The organism is Paenibacillus ihuae (assembly GCF_001368795.1).
In the GTDB taxonomy this organism is placed as follows: domain Bacteria; phylum Bacillota; class Bacilli; order Paenibacillales; family Paenibacillaceae; genus Paenibacillus_AQ; species Paenibacillus_AQ ihuae.
In genome coordinates this window covers 3,546,899-3,552,396 of sequence record NZ_LN831198.1, presented here as the reverse complement: position 1 = coordinate 3,552,396, position 5,498 = coordinate 3,546,899, and the positions used below count along the sequence as shown (strand labels likewise).

Genomic DNA, 5,498 nt, shown 5'->3' with positions numbered 1-5,498 from the left:
CAAGAAAGAATATGACGGGTTTGATGAGTGCTGATGAATCCGGTCAGTTGAGATTTAAGGTGCGGTGGGCCGTTGGAGGCATTTCATCACGGTCGGTCAGCAGTTCAATAACAGCTACCCGGTTTGACGCTACTGCAGCATTTACGGCTGCAGAGAATTGGTCAGCTGTCTCGCATCTGTAGCCGGTCGCCCCGAGTGATTCGGCGAATTTCACTGCGTCCATCGGAACTTCGAAGATCGTGCCATCGATTCTGCCGGTTGTTTTTTCCATACCCTTTAGAGCCATGTCCAGCTGCATGTTGTTGACCACGATAAAAATAACCGGAATATTCTTGCACACAGCGGTGTTGATTTCCGCGCCAAGCATCATAAAGCAGCCGTCTCCGGTAATGCAGAATACCGTTTCTTCCGGCGCAGCAACTTTAGCACCTATAGCCATACCGATAGCATTGCCCATGCAGGCAAAATAGGCATCGAAGATAAAGCTGCCGGGTTTCTTCACGTTGTACCATTTCACGGCATTGAAGCCATGGCTGCCATCATCCACAAAAACCGAACTGTTATATGGGATCAAGTCACTAAATGTGCTCATTACCGAAGCAAGGGACAGTTTAGGTAGTACTGGTAATTCTTCTGCATAATGAACATCGACTTTTGTTTCATGTTTCTTAATAGTTTCTCTATCGATATTCTGCAGATAGTAAGCCAGATTATCACGTAAATCACCGCTTACCGGGATAGTCTGCGAGTTCAAAATTTTACCGACATAAGTAGGATCGACGTCGAATTGAATCAGGGTAGCCGGATGATTCTCTGCCTTAAGATTACAGATGGTCATATCACTGAGGCGTGAACCAAGTACAATATACAGGTCGCTGCTATTCAGCAAATCATCACCATGACTGCAGCCTCCCACACCGACCGGGCCATGATAGAGCGGGTGATCCCAGGCAATGGCTCCCTTGCCCCCGGGAGAAGTAACCACAGGAATATTGAACGTTTCCGCCAGCTGGACAAGCTCCTGGTGGGCACTGGAACGGTTGACGCCCTTGCCGGCGACAATAAGGGGATTAGAGGCCTTGTTAATGGCGGAAACTACCCGTTCGAATTTAGCAATACTGATGAGTGACTCGCGCTCAGGAATCACAATTCGGCATTCTTCGAGCCTTTCGGTCTGGACATCAAAGGGGAGGCATAAGTGGACCGGTCCGCGCTGACCGCCCAGGGCAATAGAGACAGCATGATTAAAAAGGGTACTGAAATGATCGCCGCGTTCTACCAGCTTGCTGAATAGCGTAGCGGGTCTGAACATCTCCGCCAGATCTGCCAGATAGGATGAGGAATCCTGGCACTGGGGAATCCCCAGCTCCTTTATGGACTGATGTCCGGTAATAAACAGGACTGGAAGGTTATTCGCCTTGGCATGGGCTGCAGCAGTAAGTAAATTCGTTCCACCGGGTCCCGAGGTGCCGAAGGCTACCCCAAGATTACCGGTTTTAAGAGCATAGCCGGCGGCTTCGAATCCGGAGCTTGATTCATGTCTTCCTGGAATAAACTCAATGCCGTAATCAACCATTTTGAGAACAAGGGGACAAATAGATTTGCCGATGATACCAAAGGAATGTGTTACACCGAGGTTTCGTAGTGCCTCAGCCATATAATCTGCGACTGTTTTCAAAAGCTCCACCCTATCCATTGTGTATTTATCTTACGAAAATAGAAAACCTGTACTCAGGGAGTACAGGCGGCTGCTTAAATAGTCATTTAGAACGTGAGAGGTCTCAAACGTTCCGGCTCTTAGGCAACCTGGCTGTCCTGGTCCCGATAAAATGAGACTGTAGATCCATGGCTTTGCGTCATTCCCTTTCGGAGAATTTTGCCAATAATTGTTTAAATTTTCATTGGATAATTTTACTTTACAATATAGTTTCAACTCTATCTTTGTCAATATATTTTCTGCGGAAAAAATCAGGAATTGACGAATTGCAGAACTTTAATCGGGATATAGATAATGAAAAAAATGTCTCATAATGCAAATGCTAACCACTACTTGAATGGTTAGTGAACATAGGGATAAGCTTCCAAAACAAAAAAAGAAATGGGCTATATGTACTATTTATATAGAGTGATTGTAAATTCATGATGTGAATTAGATTAAATGGGGGAAAAGACCTAAATGGAGAAGTAATGGTTATTTTTAAAAGAAAAGGAGCTGTAGAGGAGAAGTGCAAAAGCATTATAGTCAGTTAATGAATAAATGAAATGATGCTTAGGGTGAAGGCACAAAATAAACTGCCGCTTAAGGTAAGCGGCAGCAGTGAAATTAAGTGAATTAAAATTTGAAAATGTGAATGGTTTTTTGCAGCTGGAATACCGCTTGTGTCATTTTATCGGTCTCTTCGGCTACGGACTGCAAGGCGTTAATCTGCTCATTCATGGCTGCGGATACTTCTTCAGTGCCGGCTGCCGTCTGCTGGGTGATCGCGGATATATTTTCAATGGCACTGGAGATCTTGAGCGCACTTTCCAGCATGAGGTCACTCTCCGCAGAGAAGGCAGAGATTTGTTCCGTTATGTATTGTACGCTTTGAACGATTTGCGAGAAAATATGTGCCGTTTCGACGATCATCTCATTCTGTACTTGAACCACTTCTTCATTGATTGCGATATTCTCCACAGCCTGCTTGATATCGGCTTCAATGCTGCGGACCAGGCCGAAGACTTCTTTGGTGGAGGAAGTGGACTCTTCAGCGAGCTTCCGTACTTCCTGAGCGACAACGGCGAAACCGCGTCCATGCTCACCCGCACGTGCAGCCTCAATCGAGGCGTTAAGTGACAGCAAATTGGTCTGTTCGGCGATTTCAGTAATGCTCTTAGCAATCATCGAAATGCCGCGGGCATTTTGTGAGAGCGTCTCGATGGTGCTGGCCACCTTGTTCGTGGCTTCAATATTTTTGCGCATGCCTTCTGCCTGGGTGTCAACGGACAGCCTGCCTTTTTCGACCAGTTCAAGCGTATGTATAGAACGTTTATTCATTTCTTTGGTAGAGCTTGTGTAGTTGGATACTTTCGTTTCAATATCTTTGATCGAATCCGTCATATCTGCAATATCCACGGAAATTTCATTTGCCCCCTGGGCAAGTTCATTGGAGGAAGAAGCAACCTGTGCCATAACTATTTTTAGATTCTGGTTTTTGTCCTCAATGCCTCTGCTGGCGTCCATTACATGGCGGGTGATCTGTGAAGCCTCTGTCAGAATTTTCTTCAGCTTGTCTATCATAGTGTTGAAGGAACGGCTGACCTCTCCCATAGATCCGTTCTCGTCTGCCCTAAGGGTGAAGTCACCTTTTGCAATCGTGTGAGTTACATTGGAGATGTCGTCAAAAGAGGATGTAAGCGTTCTCTCGACATAGCGCGCAAGAGGATAAGTCAGACCGGCTAGTGCGGCCACGAGCACGATGCCGAGAATGAGTTTGCCCATAATCACCATTGTGATTAAAACCGGGACAGCAAATAATGCAGCGACAAGATAACAACCGGCAACAATTCTCTGTTTTAACGGAAGCTTGGTCATCCAGTTCATAATAAAGTTCCCCCTAAAAAATATGGTGTGTATTGTAATATTATAGGTGATTAACGGGGGATCAGTCTATTGTAAGAACTGACATAAATCATCAATTAAGCATGACTAAAGAAAGGGTTGTTGCATTCTTTCTTCATATAAGGTAACGGTTTCCCGCAAACTGGTCATCACACTGTCAATCAGTTCCTGAGGCCCAGTAACCAGAGTCTGTTGTCCTAACGATAATATAATTTTGCAGGCGGATTCCGGTGTCTGGAAATCGGCACAGACTGTCAGCCAGCCGGCTCTGGAGGACGGCTCGATACTTGTGACGGATACATACCGCTCCTGCTGCAGAGACGCTAGTGCAGTTTCCATGATCAGCAAGGTGGCAGGGTAGCGGGGCAGCGCTGATTTGAAGGAGGCTGTGGATTCCTCCCAATAGCGGGCCAGCTCAAATCCTGAAGGACGGGTAAACGTATCGCAGGTGATTTCGGCACCGGTGATTCTGGAAACCCGGTAGATCCTCATTCCATTGCTAGTTTCGGCAACGACATACCAGACACCGCGTTTGGCCACAAGTCCGAGCGGAGAAATCAGCCTAGCCTTGTATTCATCGCCATTACTGTAGGTGAGTGATACTTTCCGGTTCTCCCAGACAGCTTCCTGCAGCAAAGCTAGGAAAGGATAAGACTCACCGGAGGGATGCCATCCGGCACCATCTATATGGATACGCTGACTCAGAAATTGGAGCGGGGAGTCTTTAGGTTTCGCTGCTGCTTCCAGTTTGCGGACAGCAGAAGAGAAGTCATCCTGAATTCCCAGTGCTTCTAAGATGGCGGAATCTGCTGTCAGGAGCAAAGAGCCGATCTCATTCGGCTTCATTCCGGTCAAGGAAGTTCTGTAGCCTTCAGCAAGCATCCAGCCGCCATTGCGGCCCCTTTCTGCCAGCACAGGGACACCGGAGGCACTCAGCGCCTCCATGTCGCGTATAACGGTCCGCTCGGAGACCTCAAGCGTACGGGCAAGCTCACGTGAACTGAGTTTGCCGCGGCTCTGCAGCAGTAGCATTATGGATAATAACCGGTCTGCCCTCATTATGTCGCTCCTCTCATAAATCCTTTTCCCGTGATTACAGTTTTTTTCAGTGTACCACATATATATGTCAATTGGTGTCATATATAAGCGTTACAATTATTAATGCAAGCGGAGAAACAATACTAAGGACTGAAAATGAGAGGGGCGCAATAATGATGACAAATCTGCAGGGAAAAGTAGCACTGGTTACCGGAGCAAGCAGAGGAGCAGGGCGGGGGATCGCGATGGAACTGGCCAAGGCGGGTGCTTATGTCTATCTAACCGGCAGAAGTTCCGGTGCCCAGCAGGAAGGGCGCCGGAAAGGGACAGTAGACAGTGTGGTAAGTGAGATTTTGCTTAGTGGAGGCGAGGGTGCAGCTATCCGCTGTGACCACACTCAGGATAGTCAGACAGAGAGTGTTGTCCGGCAGATCGCTAAAGAGCAGGGCAGACTTGATATCTTGGTCAACAATGTATGGGGTGGTAATGAACTTCCGATTGACAGCAAACCGTTCTGGAAGCTGCCGACAGAGCACTGGGGGAACATGTTCGATGCAGGTGTCAGAGCACAGCTGATGACTAACTATTATGCGATTCCGCTGATGCGCAGCAGCCAGGACGGCGGAGGACTGATTATACACACCACCTATTGGGACCGTTATAAATACATCGGTAATATATATTATGATCTGGCCAAAAATGCGCTGGTCCGCATGGCTTACGGATTGTCTGTTGAACTCGCTGCGGACGGAATTGCCGTTATTCCGCTGTCACCCGGCTGGATGCGGACCGAGCTGGTGCTGGAGAGCCTTGGTACAGACGAGACACATTGGCAGGAGGTGGAGGAACTGAAGTCAAG

The 5,498-nt window shown here is 47.6% G+C and carries 4 protein-coding genes and 1 riboswitch; of the genes, 1 reads left to right on the top strand and 3 read right to left on the bottom strand.

Going from position 1 to position 5,498, the window contains the following annotated elements; all coding sequences use genetic code 11:
* Nucleotides 1-43 precede the first annotated feature (43 nt).
* The 3 genes from AQR02_RS16355 to AQR02_RS16345 form a co-directional block, all read right to left on the bottom strand.
* Nucleotides 44-1,687: a thiamine pyrophosphate-binding protein gene (locus AQR02_RS16355; RefSeq protein ID WP_054942135.1), complete on the bottom strand. Its 1,644-nt coding sequence runs from the start codon at nucleotides 1,685-1,687 to the stop codon at nucleotides 44-46.
* Nucleotides 1,688-1,797: 110 nt separating this feature from the next.
* A riboswitch (cyclic di-GMP riboswitch) is annotated at nucleotides 1,798-1,891 on the bottom strand.
* A 441-nt stretch (nucleotides 1,892-2,332) separates the two neighbouring features.
* The gene (locus AQR02_RS16350) at nucleotides 2,333-3,583 is read right to left on the bottom strand and encodes a methyl-accepting chemotaxis protein (RefSeq protein ID WP_054941388.1); all 1,251 of its coding nucleotides are present in this window, start codon (nucleotides 3,581-3,583) and stop codon (nucleotides 2,333-2,335) included.
* Nucleotides 3,584-3,688: 105 nt separating this feature from the next.
* Nucleotides 3,689-4,660, bottom strand: a complete 972-nt coding sequence (locus AQR02_RS16345) for a helix-turn-helix transcriptional regulator (protein ID WP_054941387.1) — start codon at nucleotides 4,658-4,660, stop codon at nucleotides 3,689-3,691.
* 155 nt (nucleotides 4,661-4,815) lie between these two features.
* On the opposite strand from AQR02_RS16345, the gene AQR02_RS16340 reads away from it, so the two are divergent.
* Nucleotides 4,816-5,498: SDR family NAD(P)-dependent oxidoreductase (locus tag AQR02_RS16340; RefSeq protein WP_245237506.1), on the top strand; the 683-nt coding region annotated here is incomplete at its 3' end.